Consider the following 262-nt stretch of genomic DNA (forward strand, 5'->3'; position numbering starts at 1 on the left):
GCATAATACCCTGCGAGAATGTCGCCACTACTGAGCCGACGAAAAAGAACGTATCCCATACATGACGACGTGAAGAGGCTTTGAAACGGAACTCAAACGCCACTCCGCGCATAATAAGACCAAATAGCATGGCAGTCACAGGCAGGTATAAACCGGTCATGATGATGCCATAAGCCACTGGGAAAGCAGCGAACAAACCACCACCACCCAATACCAACCAAGTCTCATTACCATCCCAAAAGGGAGCAATAGAGTTCATCAT

At 48.1% G+C, this 262-nt stretch carries 1 protein-coding gene; it reads right to left on the reverse strand.

Annotation, left to right across the window (positions count from 1 at the left end):
* The coding region (locus AAEZ05_RS29035) for a cytochrome d ubiquinol oxidase subunit II (protein ID WP_350650077.1) at positions 1-262 on the reverse strand (262 nt) is incomplete at both ends.

This window comes from Pseudomonas sp. HY13-MNA-CIBAN-0226, from assembly GCF_040310305.1.
Classification (GTDB): Bacteria; Pseudomonadota; Gammaproteobacteria; order Pseudomonadales; family Pseudomonadaceae; genus Aquipseudomonas; species Aquipseudomonas gregormendelii.